The sequence below is a fragment of the Flavobacterium sp. genome (assembly GCF_025352425.1).
Classification (GTDB): Bacteria; Bacteroidota; Bacteroidia; order Flavobacteriales; family Flavobacteriaceae; genus Flavobacterium.
The window spans coordinates 1-19,771 of sequence record NZ_JANXTI010000079.1 but is presented as its reverse complement, the minus strand read 5'-3'; the positions used below and the strand labels follow the sequence as shown (position 1 = coordinate 19,771).

Here is a 19,771-nt window from a genome sequence, read left to right as displayed (position 1 = left end):
TTAAAGTACTTTGAATGGCAAAGTAAATAAATAATATTTCTGTGACCAAATGTTTTTTGATTTATTTTTGATAAAAATTATATTATGAAAAAAATTGCCAGCTTAGCTTTATTATTTACCTCAATTATATATTCGCAAAGCTACGACCAACAGATGCTTAAGAATATTTACGCTTTTTCATTGTCGAATTCCAAATGCTATTCCTGGTTAGATTATTTGTCTAACCAAATCGGTTCCCGAATGTCCGGTTCCGTTGGAGCAGAAAAAGGGGTAGCTTATGTCAAAGCACAACTCGAAACTTTAGGATTAGATAAAGTGTATCTTCAGGAAGTAATGGTGCCTCAATGGGTAAGAGGCGAAAAAGAAACAGCTTACTTTTTGGATACTAAAACCAAAGTAAGTATTCCAATTTGTGCGCTTGGCGGTTCAATTGCCACATCAAAAAATGGTTTAACCGCCGAAGTTATTGAAGTGCATAGTTTAAAAGAATTGGAAACTCTTGGTACCGACAAGGTAAAAGGTAAAATAGTTTTTTACAACAGGCCTTTTGAAGCTGAAAACATTGATGCTTTCAAATCGTATGGCAATTGTGTTGACCAAAGATATTATGGAGCGAGAGATGCAGCCAAATATGGAGCTGTTGCCACTATTGTTCGTTCAATGAGTTTTAGATTAGATGATTTTCCGCATACCGGCGCACAAAGCTATGGCGATATGCCCAAAGAGCAATATATTCCAACCGCCGCAATTAGTACAAATGCAGCCGAATTATTGAGTAAAAAACTTAAAGAGAATAGTAGTTTAAAATTCTTTATGAAGCTTTCTTGTCAAAATCTTGATGAAGTACTTTCATATAATGTAATTGGTGAAATCACAGGTTCGGAAAATCCGGAAAAAATTATGATTGTTGGCGGACATCTTGATTCCTGGGATTTGGCTGATGGTTCGCAAGATGATGGAGCTGGTGTCGTGCAAAGTATTGAAGTTATGGAGCTATTTAAAAAACTAAATTATAAACCAAAAAACACTATCAGAGTAGTGCTTTTCATGAATGAAGAGTTTGGTGGAAGAGGCGGAAAGAAATATGAAGAGTTATCAAAAATAAACCATGAAAATCACATTTTCGCTCTTGAAAGTGACGCCGGTGGATTTTCGCCAAGAGGATTTTCTTTTGAATGTGATGGAACTAATTTCGAAAAAGTAACTAATTGGAAATATTTATTTGAGCCCTATTTGATACATAGTTTTACAATAGGAAATACAGGTTCGGATATCGGACATCTTACTTCTGCAAAAATTGTAAAGGCAGGATTGATTCCGGATTCACAACGCTATTTTGATTATCATCATGCTGCAAATGATAAATTTGATGCTGTTAATAAGCGGGAACTGGAACTGGGCGCAGCAACAATGGCTTCGTTGGTATATTTGTTTGATCAATACGGAATTGACTAAACAATAAGCATGTCATAAAAAAAACGTCCCTAATATCGGGACGTTTTTTGTTTAATTAATTTTCTCTATTGATATAAATCCAACCGGTTTTTGCAGGCAAATTATCATTGAAATCAATAACATAATAATAAGTACCATCAGGTAATTCATCACCACTATCAGATTGTCCTTTCCATTCATTGATGTAACCACCTTTGGTGTAAACTTTCATTCCATATCTGTTGAAAATGCTCAGATGTTTTACATTTAATAAGGTCAGGTCAAAGAATTCATTATCACCATCATTATTTACAGAAATACCTTTTTGGATTCCGCAGAATATTCTAGTTAAAGTAATAGGTTCTGTTTTATAACAGCCATCTGCATTTGTAACAGTCACAGAGAAAGTTATTGGCATTTCCTCAATTGGTGTTGTCGAATTTAAATATTCAGTCACATTAAACGTACTTGAGTTATTACCAACAGTTTGATTATTGCTGTTATACCAAACAAAGTTTGCAGTATTAATGTCAATTGTATTATTGACAGCAGTAACTTCTATAAAAAAGTCATCTCCAATACATTTTCCGGTTAGTTCGAAATCAAACGCACTTTGAACGGTAACTGAAAGGGCTCCGTTGTTTGCACATTGTCCCGCATTAGGAACAAAGATGTAAGTTCCTGAAGTTGTATTGTCAATTACTGATGGTGTCCAGTTTCCGGTTATCCCTTCAAGTGATGATGATGGAAGTGAAGGTGCGGTCTCGCCAGTACATAACGTAGCAATAGCATTAAATGTTGGAGTTGTTTTTTGGTTAACCGTTACCGAAACAGATCCGGCTAATGCACACTGTCCCGCTGTTGGAGTAAATGTATACGTTGCCGATTGTGTATTGCTTACAGTACTTGGTGACCAGGTTCCCGTAAATCCTTCCAATGAAGTTGCAGGCAATACGGGCGTTAGATCTCCATTACAAATAGCAGGAATGAATGCGAATGTGCTTAGAATTGGCTGATTAACAGTTATCGTTAAACTTCCGTTTGTTGCACATTGCCCAGCTGTTGGAGTGAAAATATAAGTTCCCGTTTGAGTATTGTCTACTGTTGCCGGGTTCCATGTACCAGTATATCCTTGAATTGATGTTAATGGCAAATTCACGGCATCGCCTCTACAAATTGTTATTGGAGTAAATGTTGCTGCAACTGTCGAATTTACAACTAGGGTTCCGTTTAGTGTTACTACGTTACAACCGCCAACGGTACTTACTGTGTAAGGGAATGTGCCTGATTGTGTTGGAGTTCCGCTTATTGTAAAGACATTTGTTCCCGAGTTGAATATACCATTAACTCCAGTTGGAAGTCCGGTTACTGTTACGTTTGTAGCATTTACAGAAGCATAAGTAATAGCAGCAATAGTTGTATTTATACAAACAGTTTGATTGTTATTAGCTGAAGTTAGATTCAAGGTCACCGTAGGTAATAAAGTAACCGTTCCGGATGCTGGCGATGAACTACATTCACCCGAATTAACACTAACCGCATCTAAGAAATTACCAACAGTTGGGTCACCGCCGGTACTCGATACTGATACAAATCGAATCGTATAATTATTTCCACCCCAAGTTGGAACCGAATAGGTTAGATTGTGTAATGCCCATGCCGTAGAATCAGTAAAGTTTCCTAGACTTGTGTAAGGACCACCGTTTGGACCAATTTCTAAACCTACAACATCAGTACCCTGACGTCCTCTGTGTGCAAATGAAATTTGTAAAAGAGCGCCGGGATACGTTGTGAAATCCTGGAATACAGTAGCTGTTGAATTTCCGTTAATTTCAATAAACTGATTTCCCTGATACGCAAAAACGCCTTCAAACCCCGCTGGAGGCCAAAACTCCATAATTCCATCTGCCGCTGTTGTGTCCCAACAATTAACGATATTTTCGTTGAACATATTTGGGAAAGCACCTGTTGTAGTTGGACTTTCAAAACCTCCATTACAGAAAAAAGTTCCGAGAGGAGTAATTACCACGGTATAGGTTCCGGCAACATTTGTATTGAAACTTGCTACGTTTCCTGGATTTGTAAACCCGGTCGGAACAGTCCACACATAATTGTAAATACCAGGTACCTGAGGCGTAGCAGTAACCGTTGCCGATTGGCCAATACAGACAGTTGAACTATTTACTGTTACCACAGGAGGTGCAGGATCGTTTAACGTGACAACTTGAGTAGATGTTGCAGTGCAGTAAGTAGTGGTAAGGTTAAAGTTGGTATAAACACCAGCATTCAATCCGGTTAATACTATTTGACCAGTGGCATCTGCTGTCATTGTAGTAGGTCCAACCACAACTGTATCATCTGAATAAGTTACTGCATAAGCTTGGTTAGGAACTAAATTACTAATAGTAATAGTTCCGGTAGTACCATTACAAGTTAATGGATCTGTGCTTGCAATTGGAACTATTGACTGTACAGTAAGAGTTATAATGTCAGCTGAAGCAAAAGTACAACCGTTTACCTCATAATTGAAGTTTGCATAAGTCCCAACGGTTAATCCGCTTAAGGTATATTGTCCCAAATTATTTGAGTTGATAGTCAAAGGCCCGACAACTAGACTATCATGTGTATAAGTCAAAGTGTAAGTTGTACTTGGCGCTAAATTTTCAATGGTAATTGATCCATCAGCCGCATTACAAATAGTTGGATTTACGGATGTATACGTTGGGCTTTCCTGTAATGTATAGGTTGCTATAAAATTATCTCCGTTATTATTTATATAAATAGTATCATCACATTGCGAGGTGGAATTCACATCTCCAGTAATATCATAATACACTTCCAAAATATAATCACCCGCAGGAAAAGCAGTTAAATCTACTGGGAATTCAGCATCGCTCAAGACCTTTTGCCATTTCTGATCACCAGGATTACAAGGTCCACCACTAGGGAAGGTACCAGCTGAACAGTCTTCAAAGAATGGAAGATTTAAAACCGTAAACGCTCCCGGAGTTCCTGATTGAGGGTAAATTCTATAATTCAATCGGGCACTACAAACATTAGCGGTAGCAGATTTAAATGTTTTTAATTCTGCACCTCTTAATTTAAAAGTGTTGGAGTTTGAAATATAAGTTCCAAAATCGGTATTAGGGAAAATATTTTGAGCAGGGCCAATTATTGAAGTTCCTGAACCAACCGTATTAAAGAAATTGCTATCCTCACAATTAGTCAACCAAACGGCATTTGCAAAACTGCCAAAAGAACAATCCTGATAAACCGTTACCGACATTGTAGTTGTTGTAGCACATTGGCCGGCATTTGGTGTAAAGGTATATGTCGCAGTTTGCGTATTGTCAACAACACTTGGAGACCAGGTTCCGGTAATACCATTGACTGAAGTTAAAGGTAATGTTGGAGCAGTGTTACCCGTACAAATAGGAGCCGGAGATAAAAATGTTGGAGTTGTGGTTTGAATAACGGTAACATCTTTAGTTGTACTTGAAGCACATTGACCAGAATTTGGTGTAAAAGTATAGGTTGCTGATTGCGTATTGTTGATAATTGCCGGAGACCATGTTCCTGTTATACTATTATTTGACGTAGTTGGTAAATTTGGCACGGTACTGCCTGTGCAATAAGGGCCAAACGTATCGAAAGTAGGAGCTGCCGGATCATTTACAGTAATGGTAACACTTCCTGAGCTTGCACATTGTCCGGCAGTTGGTGTAAAAGTGTAAGTTCCCGTTAGTGTATTGTTAACAACACTTGGCGACCAGTTTCCCGTAAATCCTTCAATAGAAGTTGAAGGTAATGAAGGCGCAGTCGCACCATTACAAATAGCCGGAATAGAATTAAATATAGCAGCTATTGGTGTGTTAATGGTAACAGTTCCTGAAGCACTAGGGCTGGTAGTTCCGGTACCGGTGTCCGTTATAATGACACTATAAACTCCAGCCACATTAGTAAAGAAACTGGCAACATTTCCAGGATTGGTTGCTCCGGTTGGAACTGTCCAGGTATAATTATAATTTCCAGGTGTGCTAGGAGTTGCAATTACATTTGCTGGTGTTCCCTGACATACGGTTGGACTGTTAACACTTACATTCAATGTGGCAAGTGGAATAGGACATGGCATGAATACTTTTAGAGCATAAGCCAAATAAGCGTGAGTAAGTCCACCTGTTGTTAAATAATTTAATGAAAAACTAGTTACTGGAGTTGTACTTGAAAACCATGATGCATATTCAGTATTATTACCACCTGAGCTAGGGCTGGCGACCGCACCTGTTACAGTAGTATTTACATTAGTTGATGTTGTTGAAGTAAAGGTTACACCAACAAAATTAAATGAATCATCCCATGTACCTAAATCAATGTCCGCCATACTATACCTATCAATAATTACAGGGGTAGAGAATGTAAATGTCAATCTTTGTGAAGGTGGATTGTCTGAAGGGCCACTTGTTGAGAATGTATTGTTACCGGTTACCACCAGGTTTGTATCAACACCAGCAGGGCTGTCAATAGTTACAGGGTTACCAGTACCAGTGAAGGTAACAGCAACTGTTCCACCAGGAAAAGTTCCGGATAAAGTACTTGCGCCACTCGCTGAACTCCAGACAACATAACTACCAGCCTGATTCAAATAGCCAGGAGTCCAATTACTTGTTGCTGAACCTGAACATACACTTCTAACATAATATTGATTACAACAATTTGGCGTAAGACCAGTTACTGTATATGGATTTGCAGTAGTTGAAATCCAACCTGTACTACTATTTGTAGGTGGAGGTGAACCACATGGTAAAGTCAGGACTTGCCAGGAAGTAGCACTTCCTGCTTCAATCCAGCTTAATTGCGATGTTGTAGTGACAACAGTAGTAGAAGTTACACCTAAGGGATTAGGACATGAGACAGCAGGAGCACAAGTGATATTTGACGACCAACCCGTTTGAGTAACTAAATTGTTTGAAGTAAATACAAAATACAAGCAACCATTTGCTGCAGATGAAGTAGCCGAAGGAGGTAAATTTGTACCCGAATAAGTACCAATTAAAGGTGCTGCAGCACTGTTTCCATTATAAATCTTTAAAAAATCTGTATTGGCTTCGGTATCAAAAGAAGTGAAAGTTACTGTCACTTTATCTGTTGGTGATGAAGGGCAAATCAGCGTTCCTATATTTGAATTATTAGCATAATTACTTAGTGCCCCTGAGTCCAGGAAATTCCCACCACAACCCGGAGGTGCTATTTGAGTTGTTATTGTTACCGAATTGGACCAAGCACTTACACCATCAGTGCCACAATTTCCACGAACATATATAGTATAACATGTATTTGGAAATAATCCGTTTAGCACAAATGGATTTGTTGATGCTGATACCCAACCTGTAGTTGTTAAATCTGGAATTGGAGAGCCGCATGCTAATGCTAAAACTTGCCAGGAAGTGGCATTACCCACATTAGTCCAAGCAAGGTTAACCGAATTAGCAGTTACAGTTGATGTTGTTAAGTTAGTTGGTTTACGACATAAAGGTGCCGGAGCACAAGTTACATTGGAAGTCCAACCAGGTTGGGTTCCCGTACCGTCAGAAGTGAACACAAAAGTTAAGCATCCACTGGCAGCATTTGATGTATAAGTTGGGGGAATTACAGTACCTGTGTAGGTTCCTAATAAAGGTGCCGATGCGTTGTCGCCATCATATATTCTTAACTGATCAAAACCCATTTCAACATTAAATGAAGTAAATTGAACGGTCACCAAATCTCCAGTGTTTGTAGGGCAAATGGTTGTTGTAATGTTAGCATTATTATTATAATTTCCAGCAGGACCGCCCGTGTCAACAAAGTTTCCACCGCAAACCGGAGGTAAAGCCTGCGTCGTGAATGTAGTCAAAGCGGACCAGGCACTACTATCTGAAGCCGAACAAACCGCCCTAACATATACATCATAACATGTTAATGGCGTCAATCCGGTTAGGGTAAATGGATTTGTAGAAGCATTAACAAACCCAGTCGAGGTAGCAGTTGGAGTAGGCGAACCACAAGATAAAGCCAAAACCTGCCAGGCTGTTGCCATTGTTGTATTAGGATTTGCAGGTTGCGTCCAACTTAAAACCGCTGAAGTTGAAAGAACGTTTGTATTCGTTAAATTTATCGGTTTACTACAAGTCGGAGCTGGTGCACATGTCACATTGGCAATCCAACCCGTTTGGACAACACTACTATCAGAAGTAAACACAAAAGTCAAACAACCATTTGGTGTACTGGAAGTATAGGCTGGTGGTAAAGTAGTACCTGTATAAGTACCCAACAAAGGCGCTGCTGCGTTACTTCCATCATAAATACTGAGTCTGTCACAACAACTTTCCATTGAGAATGAAGTAAAAGTCACTGTAACCAAATCTCCGGCATTTATTGGGCAAATGGTTGTTGTAATGTTTTCATTATTACTATAGTTTGCTGTTGTACCACCACTATCAACAAAGTTTCCACCGCAAACCGGCGGCAAAGCCTGAGTTGTAAAAGTTGTTAAAGCCGACCATGCACTTCTATCTGAAGCTGAACAAACCGCTCTCACATAGACATCATAACAGGTTGTAGGCGACAAACCGGTTAAAGTAAATGGATTTGAGTTTGCGATGACAAATCCAGTGGAAGCAGCGGTTGGTACAGGTGAACCGCAAGTTAGCGCCAAAACCTGCCAGGCAGTTGCAACTGTTGTATTAGGGTTTGCAGGTTGTGTCCAACTTAAAATTACCGACGTTGCAGTAACCGTTGAATTTGTTAAAGTTAAAGGTTTACTACATGTTGGGGCTGGTGCACAAGTTACATTAGCAATCCAACCTGTTTGAGTAACACTACTATCAGAAGTGAATAAAAACGTTAAGCATCCACCTGACGAAGTTGACGTATAAGTTGGCGGTAAAGTGGTGCCTGTATAAGTTCCTAATAAAGTTGCAGAAGTACTGCTTCCATCATAAATTCTGAGACTATCACAACAACTTTCTAATGAAAATGCGGTGAAAGTAACAGTTACCAAATCTCCAGTGGTTGTCGGACAAATTGTTGTAGTTGTATTTTCACTATTACTATAGTTTCCTGTGGTTCCACCACTGTCAACAAAGTTTCCGCCACAAACTGGCGGTAAAGCCTGAGTTGTAAAAGTGGTTGAAGAGGACCAGGTACTGCTATCCGACGCAGAGCAAACCGCTCTAACATACACATCATAACAAGTTGTCGCAGTTAATCCCGTAAGTGTAAATGGATTGGAAGTTGCATTTACAAATCCGGTTGAAGTAGCAGTTGGTGCTGGTGAACCGCAAGTTAGCGCCAAAACCTGCCATGCTGTCGCAACCGAGGAATTAGGATTTGCAGGTTGTGTCCAGCTTAAAATTGCTGATGTCGCATTAACTGTTGAGTTTGTTAAAGATGTTGGTTTTCTACACGTAGGTGCGGGAGCACAAGTTATATTAGCTATCCAACCCGCTTGTGTAACACTACTATCAGATGTAAAAAGAAAAGTAAGGCAACCATTTGCTGCAGTTGAGGTATATGCGGGTGGTAATGTTGCCCCTGTGTATGTTCCCAATAAAGTGGCTGAAGTACTGTTTCCATCATAAATTTTAAGGCTGTCACAACAGCTTTCTAACGAAAACGAAGTAAATGTAACCGTTACTAAATCGCCAACATTCGTCGGACAAATAGTTGTCGTTGTATTTTCACTATTACTATAGCTTCCAGTTGTACCACCACTATCGACAAAGTTTCCACCACAAACTGGCGGTGCCGCCTGGGTTGTAAAAGAACTTGCAATTCGTGACCAGGCACTACTATCTGAAGCTGAACAAACCGCTCTGACATAAATATCATAACAGGTTGTTGGTAATAATCCGGTTAAAGTAAATGGATTTGAAGAAGCACTAACAAACCCAGTCGAAGAAGCAGTCGGTGCTGGCGAACCGCATGTTAACGCCAAAATCTGCCACGCTGTAGCAACTGACGAATCAGGATTTGCGGGCTGTGTCCAACTTATAATAGCTGAATTAAAAGTCACCGTTGAATTGGTAACGGCCGTAGGTAAACTACATGTTGGCGCTGGAGCACAAGTCACATTACTTGCCCAACCCGTAGCCGTCGTAGTACCATTAGATGTAAACACAAATGTTAAGCATCCTGAAGCTGCTGAAGATGTAAACGCCGGAGGCAAAGTAGTTCCGGTTAAAGTGGCTAGTAATGTGGACGAAGCATTATTACCATCATACACTTTTAACAAATCGGAACCATTTTGAACATTAAAAGAAGTAAAAGTTACTGTTACCTGATCTCCCGGGTTGGTTGGGCATATTGTTGTAGTGCTATTTTCATTATTGGCATAATTGCCTCCAACGCCGCCCGAATCCACAAAATTGCCACCACAAACAGGTGGAGCAGTTCCAGTAGTAAAGGTGGCAGACGCGGTAGACCACGCGCTTGAAAATCCAGAGGTACATATTGCTCTGACATAATAGTTATAAGCAGTATTTGGAAGTAAACCAGTTACGACATACGGTAATGCTGTAGTGGTATGTGTAGGTGTCCCTGTTGGAGTTCCAGAAGCAGGAACAACTTCTATTTCCCAGGTAGTTCCTGAGCCATTTGGATTTATCCAGTTTAATGTGGCTCCGTTTACTGTTATTGCAGAAAAAGTTAGTCCTGTTGGTGCTAAACATTGAGCATTAATACCAACATTGTCTATTAACCATCGGTCACCATCTATTGATGTAGTTGGTTGTGTATATATTTTTACAAATGAAATGAAAACGAATTGCCCAGCAAAAGCCGAAAAATTAACCGTTTTTTCTGTGTAGATATTAAAGTTCGATGTTGGTACAATCAATTCTGGTTCTGTCCATTGCTGCACTAAAGAATAGGAAGAAACATCGGTTTGTGAAGCAGTAGCAGGTGCTACTTTTATTTGATAAATTGTTCCTTGGTTTCCACTGGTAAACATTCTCGTGAAAAAATGTAATTCACCGTTGGTCGGAATTAGTACTGCCGGTGTCGCCAGATAATTTTCCGAAGTATTGCCCTGACCAATATTCTCCCTGTTTATATAAGCTGCATTAACACCCTGATATACTGTTACCGGAGTCGAAATGGTTGAATTAATATCCCATCTTTGTGTGCCAATACCATTATCAAAAACCGCCCAATTTCCTGACCCTAATGTCCAGTTGGTAGATGGCAGGGCATCTGGTCCTGTAGTTGATTCAAATCCTTCAGTAAACTGCGAATAGGCATTTATTGAAAACAATAATAGGACTAAAATCGATAAGTTAATTTTTTTCATAATGGTTGGTTTAGGTCAAGGATGGAATAAAAATTATATTTTGAAAATTCCGCCAAAGTAAATGATGCTTTCAAAAAACATAAAATGCTGTGAAGCTTTTTCACTGTTGTTGTATGTTATTTCAATATCCGGCATATTAATATAACCGCCTTTTAATTCTGTTTGAAGAAAAAAGTATTTGAAAAAGGTAAAGTTAAGTCCGGCTTTTGCCGATAAACCATATCCTGCAATATGAAATTTATCATGGTCTTCTTTACTCAAAACAATTGCATCCGTTCTAGGATATAGAAAGCCTGCCCCAATTCCTTCAGTAATATTGATTTGAAATTTATCTGTGTTTGTAATTCCAAATAATTTTGACAAATCGTCAAATCGTGATATTTCAGGATGAACATAATTTAAACCATTAGTGTGCTCAAATTGAAGGAATGTTCCATCGGTAAAATCAACAGGCGTGTTGTTGTAGGTTCCATTGTATACCGAACCTGGGTCAGAAGCAGGCAGGTTTATTGTACCGGTAACATTTGCAGTCTGATTTTGTAAAAAAATATATTTCATGTGATCAATATTTAATGCTATTGCATAATGATCGTTCAGGAAATAACCAAATTTCATATTGGTTTGAGGAATCGTAAATCTTGCCGGATTGATATAGTCAACATGCCAGCCCTTTGGTTTATCATGTGCTTCCGCATTTGAAACTGTAAAATTAAAGTTTTCACCTTTAAAATGAATATCAGATTTTGTATAAGTGTCCCTGTTTCCACCAAAAGCAACGAAAAATTTCCCCTTATTGTGTGTAGTATATTTACCAGAATTAGCTGCTTTTTCCTGAGAAGAAACAGCTTGGGTTAAGGCAAAAAAAGTTATGAATGAAAATAATATTTTTTTCAAAATAGGTAATAAATTAAAATTGATTAATTGTTTTTCTAATGGCTACCAAACGGGTCATCAACCCCTCAAAATAGTCTAGGTGCAGCATATTAGCACCATCACTTTTGGCATGCGCCGGATCAAAATGGGTTTCGATGAAAATACCATCAACACCAACTACTATTCCCGCTTTGGCAATGGTTTCAATCATGTCCGGTCGTCCACCGGTTACACCCGCAGTTTGATTAGGTTGTTGCAAAGAATGTGTTACATCTAAAACGGTTGTTGCATACTGTTGCATAGTAGGAATGCCACGAAAATCAACTATCATATCTTGGTAGCCAAACATGCTTCCTCTATCGGTAACCATCACATTTTGATTGTTGCAGTCAAGGACTTTCTGAACTGCGTGTTTCATGCTTTCCGGACTCATAAATTGTCCTTTTTTTAAATTGACCACTTTTCCGGTATTGGCAGCTGCTACCACTAAATCGGTTTGACGAACCAGGAATGCGGGAATCTGTAACACGTCAACATACTGAGCTGCTTTGTCAGCATCTTCGTTAGTATGAATATCGGTAACGGTTGGGACATGAAAAGTTTCGGAAACTTTACGAAGTATTTTTAACGCTTTTTCATCGCCAATTCCCGAAAAGCTATCAATTCTTGAGCGATTGGCTTTTTTAAAGGAGCCTTTGAAAACGTATGGTATTTGTAATTTGTCTGTAATTGTGACTAATTTTTCGGCGATTTTCATAGCCATTTCTTCTCCTTCAATAGCACATGGACCAGCTAGAACGAAGAAATTTCCACTATCAATGTTTTTGATTTGTGGAATGGTATTTAAGTTCATAAAAATTAAGTTTTTAAGACGGCTAATATAAGCATATTTTTTATTATTTCTTACCGTTAATATGTAAGTTATTTTTTAATGGAAAGGCCAACTGGAACAAGCAAATATCCTTTCTCATAAATGTTTAGGTACAATTTTGTTGGTTCAGTTTGTCCTTCCCATTTTAATTCGTACACATCAAGAAAACCTGCGCCAATTTCTGTTCTTTTTGTTGGAAACGGACAACAACTTTCCAGTTTAGAAAATGTTATTTTTTTTCCATTTGGTCCCGCTAAGGCATTCAGAAAACGTTCTGCGTTTAGGTTTTCATCATTAGTGTTTTTGTAAAAAACATTGATAGGATAATCAGCGTTGTAACCATACTTTTTGTCTTTGCTGTATTCGGTTAAAACAAAAGTGTTATTTGCTGATAATGTTGGAATTGGCGCATTATCATCTACATTTTTCAAAGTAGATTTTGTACTAACGCAAGATGAGGTTGCCATTGTGATTAGGATTGAGACTAAAAGCGACTTTATTTTCATATGAAATATTTTTATTTTTTCTTTTACAATTATCATGCAAAAAGGAGGTAAACCAAAAATAGACAATTTATGGCAATAGTTTAGCTGCCTAGTTCAAATGAATTTCTATTTTTGTAAAAATATATCGTATGGAATTTTTAACTCACACTTGGCATTGGTCGGTTGCAGGTTTCCTCATAGCTGTCGTAATGCTGCTTCTTAATTATTTTGGAAAAGTATTTGGAATGTCGTCCAATTTACGCTCGTTATGTGCCATGACTGGTATTGGAAAAAAAGTTCCCTTTTTTGATTGGGATTGGAAATCACAACGTTGGAATTTAGCTGTCGTTGTTGGTGCCATGATTGGGGGTTATGTAGCGGTTCATTTTTTGAGCGATGCTTCGAATGTTGCTATCAATCCAAAAACCATTGAGCAATTAGCGGCAATGGGAATTGATGGGCCAAACGGAAAATTATTACCTGATGCACTTTTTGGAGACCAAATATTCCATTCGCCCAAAATGATGATTATTTTACTTGTTGGTGGATTATTAATCGGTTTTGGTTCGCGATATGCCGGAGGCTGTACTTCGGGTCACGCCATAGCGGGAATGAGTAATTTGCAATTGCCTTCCTTAAAAGCGGTTATTGGCTTTTTTATTGGCGGCTTGATTATGTCGCATTATATTTTACCCTTACTTTTTTAGCTATGAATTATTTAAAATATTTACTCGTTGGGTTTTTCTTTGGTATTGTGCTTACCAAATCGGAAGCGGTTTCCTGGTACCGAATTTATGAAATGTTCCAGTTTCAGTCGTTTCATATGTACGGTATTATTATGATGGCAATTTTTGTTGGAACTACTGGCATCCAAATCATAAAAAGAAATAAGTTGAAAGACATTGATGGCAATCTTTTGATTGTGCAGGATAAGGAAAAAGGAAACGCACGTTATTGGATTGGAGGTATTCTTTTCGGATTAGGCTGGGCAATGGTTGGTGCTTGTCCGGGCCCAATTTTTATATTACTTGGCGCAGGTTTTATGAGCGTCGGATTGATATTGATTGGTGCTATTTTGGGCACCTTTCTTTATGGAGTTATAAAAGATAAATTACCGCATTAAGTAGAAATCTGGTTTACACATCCTCAATGCATTCCTAATACACTATCTATGCTTTATCTATGGAGTATCTATGCTTCATCTATGAAGTATCTATCAATCAAGGATATATCCTGATGTTAGCAAAACGGAGTCGATAGCCCCGATGGGAGCGATACCCTGACTGCCGACAGGCAGGCGGAGTATAGCGGACAGCGGGACAGCACGTGCTGAAGACGACAAATGATGTGCTCCTAATATTTTTTACTATCAGCTTCTTGTTTTTGCTTCAATTTAAATCCAATCCATAATACAAAACTAATCATCATACGAAAGTTGGTTTTGGGTATTACGAAACTCCACAAAAACAAAATAAGAACTCATCAATAACGATGCAAAGAAATAGACGATAAGCAACGGATTTGAATAGGGTAAAAGCGTTGACATTCCAAACCAATCGCCATAGTAATAAAGAATTCCCATTGAAAAAATAAATCGCAAGCCTTCCCAAAGAATAGAAAATTTACGTGTATCAATTAATTCGGTGTAGCTGTAAATGGTTAGAAAAACGAAGAATCCATACACAAAAATATTCGGCAAGCCAATATTGGCAATGTTTCCAAAAAGATAACTTATAAATCCCAAAGTAGTGAACAATTGTACCAATGACCAATACATCAAAAGTTGCGAATGTTGGTTGCCATATTTATCAAAATTATAGACATCGGTAATTTTATCAATGGGATATTTTTCATCGAAATCCTTTGGGCGCCAGCCTGTTGGTTTAAACCAGATGGTGAATTTGTCTTTCCAGTTTTCGGCATGGTAGGCATCTTTAATCAAAAGCCACATATGCTGAAAATTTATTTTGATTGGATTCCAGGTATGCGCTGGTCGCGTGATTCCAAAAACAGGTGCAACATCATCTAATTCTTCCTGAAAAGTACCAAACCACTTATCCCAAAATATAAAAATCTGCCCGTGGTTTTTATCCATATATTCCCGGTTGATGGCATGATGAACCCTGTGATGCGAAGGCGTAACCATAAATTTCTCCAGAAAACCAAGTTTGCCAATATATCTGGTATGATACCAAAATTGTAAAAACAAATGTATCGGCAATAAAATAGCAATCACTTTTGATGGAACTCCAAAAAAAGCTGCCGGTAATAAAAGGAAAGTAAAAAGATTGACAAAACTAGAAATCGGTTGGCGCAAAGCACAAGCCAAATTGAACTCTTCGCTGCTGTGGTGAATGGCATGTTTGTTCCAGAAGAAATTGATTTGGTGTGCCCATCGATGGCTCCAATACCCATAAAAATCAATAACAAAAAAGGCAATTATATATGTTGGAATTGTAGCCTCAACATGTAAAACCGCCAAATGTGACACCATCCATTCGTAAGAAAGAATAGCGATACTCAAACCCAACGCATCTTTCACGGCATTCGTCATTCCGGAACTGATACTCGAAATGCTGTCCATCATTGGTGCATGGTTAATGCCTTTAAAGTAACCATATATTTTTTCGATGACAATCAGCAAAAGAAAAAAGGGCATAGCAATCAATAGGATTTTCCCGTATTGTTCCATGATGATGAATTTACGTTTAAAGATAATAAATTCCGCTATTATCTTTTCAGTGTAAAGTGCGATTTAAATTCTTTCCATCTGGTCTTGCTTTGGTCTAAGTATTCCACTTTAAACCAATAATCATCAGCAGGAAGTAAATGTCCGTTATAAGTTCCGTCCCAACCAGGGCCATCAGTGCTCAACTGTTTCAATAGTTTGGCATATCGATCAAAAATATAAAGCCGGGCAAAAGGTTGATCTTCCAACCCAATAACATTCCAAGTATCGTGAATACCATCTCCATTTGGCGAAAAATAATGAGGATAATCGATTGCTTGAACTCCATCAATAACTATTTCACCACAACTGGTATTTCCTTTTACATCACGAACAGTAATAGTATGTTCACCCAATGAAGTATGTTCAAAAACATTACTGCTTTGGAAAGGACCATCATCCAGGCTATATTCATAAACACCAAATCCAACTACATTAACTGTTATAATTTGATTGTCACTGAAATCATTGCTAATGGTATATGGAGGTTCAGAAAATTGTGCCGGACCAGATTGGATTACGGTAAATGTATTCGAAACATTTGAAACACAAGCCAACGAACTTGTACTTGTAGCTACGACTGTATAATCTCCCGCAGCAACAGTATTAACGATATATGTTGAACCGGTTGCACCAGGAATTACAGTTCCGCCTAATGACCAGGCAAAAGTGTAACCCGTACTGGAGATTCCGCTATCCAAAGTCAAGCCGCTTAATAATTGATTTGTATCATATTGGACACAAATGTTATCTCTTGGAGAAGAAATGATTGGTTCAGGCAATGGTTCGACGGTAATATTAAATGGTACTAACTGATAACAACCCGTAATTACATTTTCAACTCTAACCCAAATGGTATGAGTATAGGCTTGATAATTGGCTAAATTAGTAATAGCATTTGTTCCATTAACAGCATCAGTTTGAGTGTTATAAAAAGTAGTGGTAACTCCGGTTTGAGCGCCAATAATTCCATTACTATACGTACTCAAATCTAATGTAAAGTAACCATCATTAGTTCCGTCGGTATCACAAGTTTCAAAAGCTGCCGGTGCTGTTGCCATTGGTTTTGGATTAACAACAAGTGTAAATTGACCCGTATTGAAACAACCTGTAGCATTATTCACGACCCTGACAAAAATAATTTGCGGATTAATGGTATTGATGAAATTTGTCGGATTTGGAATAGCATTTGCTGCTGCCTGAGCATTGGCAGCGGTTGTATAATAAGTAATTGTAAAATCTGTTGGTAATTGGGTGCTTCCTAACAAACTAACATTCGTTGAAGTCAAGTCAAATGACGCTTGTCCATCGGCATCATCATCACAATTTTGAATCGTCAACGGTTGAATAATGGTTGGCAATGGATTTACAGTTAGCGGTTGTTCCACCAATACAAAACAGTGGTTGCCTAGATAATCTATTCTATTATTTTCAACTCTAATCCATACATTGTTTCCAACTAAAGCGGCAGATGGATTTAGAATTTCATTGGTTCCAGCCAATGCATTTGCTTGTGTTGGATAATAATGCAACACTAATGTTGGGTCGCCATTTATTATAATGGAAGCGTTCAATGTCAAATTAAAAATTTCCAGCATGTCACCTGTATTGTTTACATCACATTGTGCAGGCAACGGTCTGATTCCGTTGGTTCTTGGCGTTGGAATTGGCAGTACTCTGATATCTAATGAAATGTAACTTCTGCAGCCTTGGGCACTGGTAACCATAACACCTAATGTCTGAACAGCAGGCAATGCATTAGTATATGTTGTTGGATTTTGAATTGCAACACTCAGTGAAGTTATAGGATAACTTGGATAATAGGTCACAGTCAGGTTAGACTGGCCTTGAGTTATTTCATTGTTTTTAACCGTTAAATCAAATTCTGTATATTGATTATTTGGTACGGCATCATCATCACAAATGCTTAATGGCGTTGGTGTTGTTAATACTAATGGAGGGTTAATTAATAATTCGAAAGAACCTATTGAAAAACAATGCGAAGAATTATTTTCAACTCTTACCCAAATCATATCGTGATTCGCTCCTACATAATGAGTAGATTGAATAATAGGTGCAATCCCAGCAATAGCATCTGTTTGAGAAATATAATAAGTGACGGTATAATTTGATGGTGCAGAAGTCTGTATGGCCAACACAGCAGAATCATTCTGAGTTAAATCAAATACCATTGATAGATTTTGCGGATTATTATCTTCATCACATTGAATTAAATTTGGTACTGTAAATGGTGTTATAGGTTGAGGATCCACATTTAATTCGATAGGGATAATACTTCTACAGCCATTCACATTGTCAATAGCGGAAGCATAAATAAATTGAACAAATGGAGTTATATTATTGTAAGGACTGGCCAAAGGATTGTTGCCTAATTGGGCATCTTCGATGGTTTCGTGAAAGGTAATGGTATAATTAGCACCTTGCAATATATCGGAGGTCAATGTATTCAAATCAAAAGTTCCAAATCCATCCTGATTACCATCGCAAATAGTATAGGGTTCGTTTTGAGGAATTGGACTTGGTAGAGGTTCAACGCGTATATCTATAGTAGATAAAACAAAACAACCTGTATTTGCATTTTCCACTCTAATCCATAATGTTTGTACGTTAGGGGCAATATTAGTATATAAAAGAGGTAACGGGTTTATATCTGCTAAAGCATCAGCCTGATTGAAATGGAAGCTGACATTCATTCCGGTTTGCCCAATTAATATCTCTGTGATTTTAGAACCCAAATCGAATTCTTCATAAAATAATGGAGCATAATTATCACATAAAGTATAAGGAGGATAGTTTGGTTGAGTTGCCAGTGGCAGAGGATCAACAAACAATTGTAATGTTACAATATCATAACAACCTGTGGCACTATTGGTAATCCTAATCCAAATGGTTTGGGTGTTTATAGTTTGATTAATAAAGCTGGTAAGGTTGCTTATTGGATTTGTTTCCGATTGAGCATTTGCCAGACTAGTATAATAGCCAATCGAATGTGTTGATTGATTTATGGAACCAAATACCTGGGGAGCAACAGTTGTCAAATCAAAACTTGCAAGACCATCATTATTAGTATCACAAACATGATAGTCGTCTGGCTCGTTTGCTTCGGGAGTTGGATTTACAATTAATTCTAAAGTTATTATCTTATAACAACTAGTCGATTCTGTAGATTCTGCGCGTATGTATATAGTTTGATGGTCTATATGAATATTGAAATAATTAGCTGGATTTGGAATGTAAGTGCCGTTAATTTCTGCATCAGTTAGGGTTTCGTGAAAACTTACTGGATATGGAGTTCCTCCAGTAATTGTTGGAATCACTTGTGTCAAATCAAAAACACCAAATCCATCATTATTAGGATCACAGTAGTGTAAAGGGGGTACTGAGTTTATTAGTGGTAGTGAATAAACAGTTATAATTAACGTATTTGTTGTAGCGCATTGCCCTGTTGTAGGTGTAAAAGTATAAGTTGTAGTCGATGTATTATTCAAAGTTGGCATCCAAGTTCCTGTAACACCGTTGTTTGAGATGGCTGGTAAAGGACTAAGAGTCTCACCTGAGCAAATCGGAGGCACATCTGTAAATGTTGGACTTGCCGAAGGATTAATAGTTACCGTTGTAGTCGCTACCACAGGAGCACAACCACCACTGGCCGCAATGGTATAGGTAACGGTATAGGTGTTGGCAGTAGAGCTACTAGGTATAATAGCACCCGTTGCAGGATTAATAGTAAGACCTGCAGTAGAAGAATACACTCCACCTGTATAGGCTCCTGTTCCGGTTAAAGTCACAGACTGAGCCGTGGTCACAGAAGAACAGAACGGCGTTGCATAACTGATGCTGGCTGTAGGCAAAGCAGTAATGGTTGCCGTAGTAGTCGCTACCACAGGGGCACAACCACCACTTGCGGCAATGGTATAAGTAACAGTATAGGTATTTGGTATAGAGGTATTAGGCGTGATTGCACCGGTAGTAGTATTGATAGTCAGACCAGCAGTTGAGGAATACACTCCACCGGTATAGGCTCCCGTTCC

The 19,771-nt window shown here is 38.3% G+C and carries 9 protein-coding genes; 3 read left to right on the top strand and 6 right to left on the bottom strand.

From position 1 onward, the window contains the following. The first annotated feature begins 84 nt into the window (after positions 1–84). Positions 85–1,455 (top strand): M20/M25/M40 family metallo-hydrolase, encoded by a 1,371-nt coding sequence (locus tag Q0Q99_RS10140; RefSeq protein ID WP_293895227.1) that lies wholly within the window; start codon positions 85–87, stop codon positions 1,453–1,455. A 55-nt stretch (positions 1,456–1,510) separates the two neighbouring features. On the opposite strand, the gene Q0Q99_RS10135 is transcribed toward Q0Q99_RS10140, so the two are convergent. From Q0Q99_RS10135 to Q0Q99_RS10120, 4 genes are all read right to left on the bottom strand, one after another. Beyond that, a complete protein-coding gene (locus Q0Q99_RS10135; RefSeq protein WP_293895224.1) occupies positions 1,511–10,762 on the bottom strand; it encodes a CUB domain-containing protein in 9,252 nt (3,083 codons plus the stop codon). Positions 10,763–10,795: 33 nt separating this feature from the next. Further along, positions 10,796–11,656, bottom strand: coding sequence for a hypothetical protein (locus tag Q0Q99_RS10130; RefSeq protein ID WP_293895221.1), 861 nt, complete (start codon positions 11,654–11,656; stop codon positions 10,796–10,798). A 13-nt stretch (positions 11,657–11,669) separates the two neighbouring features. Further along, positions 11,670–12,488, bottom strand: a complete 819-nt coding sequence (gene kdsA / locus Q0Q99_RS10125; RefSeq protein ID WP_293895218.1) for a 3-deoxy-8-phosphooctulonate synthase — start codon at positions 12,486–12,488, stop codon at positions 11,670–11,672. Positions 12,489–12,556: 68 nt separating this feature from the next. Continuing rightward, positions 12,557–13,012 carry a 2-dehydro-3-deoxyphosphooctonate aldolase gene (locus Q0Q99_RS10120; protein ID WP_293895215.1) on the bottom strand — a complete coding sequence of 152 codons (456 nt, stop codon included), beginning with the start codon at positions 13,010–13,012 and terminating at the stop codon, positions 12,557–12,559. A 128-nt stretch (positions 13,013–13,140) separates the two neighbouring features. Here Q0Q99_RS10120 and Q0Q99_RS10115 point away from each other — a divergent pair, with 128 nt between their 5' ends. Beyond that, a complete protein-coding gene (locus Q0Q99_RS10115) occupies positions 13,141–13,698 on the top strand; it encodes a YeeE/YedE thiosulfate transporter family protein (RefSeq protein ID WP_293895212.1) in 558 nt (185 codons plus the stop codon). Between the two features lie 2 nt (positions 13,699–13,700). Next, positions 13,701–14,114, top strand: a complete 414-nt coding sequence (locus Q0Q99_RS10110) for a DUF6691 family protein (protein WP_293895209.1) — start codon at positions 13,701–13,703, stop codon at positions 14,112–14,114. Positions 14,115–14,408: 294 nt separating this feature from the next. On the opposite strand, the gene Q0Q99_RS10105 is transcribed toward Q0Q99_RS10110, so the two are convergent. Next, positions 14,409–15,683, bottom strand: a complete 1,275-nt coding sequence (locus Q0Q99_RS10105) for a sterol desaturase family protein (RefSeq protein WP_293895206.1) — start codon at positions 15,681–15,683, stop codon at positions 14,409–14,411. A gap of 38 nt (positions 15,684–15,721) precedes the next feature. Next, a partial coding sequence (locus Q0Q99_RS10100) for a T9SS type B sorting domain-containing protein (RefSeq protein ID WP_293895203.1) occupies positions 15,722–19,771 on the bottom strand: 4,050 nt, incomplete at its 5' end.

Bases quoted from the DNA above. Each gene is read 5' to 3' on its own strand.
- Q0Q99_RS10140 (WP_293895227.1), top strand. From the start codon at position 85: ATGAAAAAAATTGCCAGCTTAGCTTTATTATTTACCTCAATTATATAT.
- Q0Q99_RS10135 (WP_293895224.1), bottom strand. From the start codon at position 10,762: ATGAAAAAAATTAACTTATCGATTTTAGTCCTATTATTGTTTTCAATA.
- kdsA (WP_293895218.1), bottom strand. From the start codon at position 12,488: ATGAACTTAAATACCATTCCACAAATCAAAAACATTGATAGTGGAAAT.
- Q0Q99_RS10120 (WP_293895215.1), bottom strand. From the start codon at position 13,012: ATGAAAATAAAGTCGCTTTTAGTCTCAATCCTAATCACAATGGCAACC.
- Q0Q99_RS10115 (WP_293895212.1), top strand. From the start codon at position 13,141: ATGGAATTTTTAACTCACACTTGGCATTGGTCGGTTGCAGGTTTCCTC.
- Q0Q99_RS10110 (WP_293895209.1), top strand. From the start codon at position 13,701: ATGAATTATTTAAAATATTTACTCGTTGGGTTTTTCTTTGGTATTGTG.
- Q0Q99_RS10105 (WP_293895206.1), bottom strand. From the start codon at position 15,683: ATGGAACAATACGGGAAAATCCTATTGATTGCTATGCCCTTTTTTCTT.